We start from the raw sequence: 270 nt of genomic DNA, 5'->3' as shown, positions 1-270 counted from the left end.
ATCTACATCATCAAGCTCTAAAACCATAGAGCGGTAACCCGCTTTAACCGCAACATCAACCGCTAGGTTATCAATCAACTCCCAAGCAATACCCATTTGGTAATCTCGTACTTTACTGTCATCAATAGCTAAAAAGCTGCCTTCAGCAAAAACACTTAAACCACTAAACGGTAAACCCGCTTCGAAACGTCCATACGCTAAAGGCACTACACCTGAGAACTCTTCAATTTCAGTGAAGTTAGCGCCACCTTGTTGCGATGTACCTGTTAC

1 pseudogene is annotated in these 270 nt (G+C 43.0%); it reads right to left on the bottom strand.

The features are described from left to right. Positions 1 to 270 (bottom strand): annotated as a pseudogene (locus tag SB765_RS29905) (hypothetical protein); the annotation flags it as partial.

It is taken from the genome of Pseudomonas sp. SIMBA_067 (assembly GCF_046534675.1).
In the GTDB taxonomy this organism is placed as follows: domain Bacteria; phylum Pseudomonadota; class Gammaproteobacteria; order Pseudomonadales; family Pseudomonadaceae; genus Aquipseudomonas; species Aquipseudomonas putida.
This window is presented reverse-complemented; position numbering and strand designations above follow the sequence as displayed.